This window comes from Streptococcus suis, from assembly GCF_002960445.1.
In the GTDB taxonomy this organism is placed as follows: Bacteria; Bacillota; Bacilli; order Lactobacillales; family Streptococcaceae; genus Streptococcus; species Streptococcus hyiners.
Window position 1 is genome coordinate 1 of sequence record NZ_POJD01000349.1, and the last position, 300, is coordinate 300.

1 pseudogene is annotated in these 300 nt (G+C 41.0%); it reads left to right on the top strand.

Annotation, left to right across the window (positions count from 1 at the left end):
• Window positions 1-300 (top strand): annotated as a pseudogene (locus C1G53_RS11195) (cell division protein FtsQ); the annotation flags it as partial.

Below are 300 nucleotides of genomic sequence, written 5' to 3' on the forward strand. Positions count from 1 at the left end.
CTGTATTAGCCGAAGAGAAAGAATTTTCTACGGATGTAGACATACCTGAGATGACTGCTCCGGATGATGAAAAAAGTGCCTTTTTCGAACAATGGAAAGCACGCCACCAAGCCTACCTTGCTCATAAAGATGAGGCAGATATTCAGGCAGTTGACGAGGGACAGACAGAACAGGAGATCCCAGAAGCTAAAAAGAGTAAAAGGGTCCTTTTTCAGGGAATAGAAAGAAAAACAGAGAGTCTGAAATCTAAAAAGGAAACAGGGGAAAAGGTTCAAACTTTAAAAGTTGATATTCCTTCCA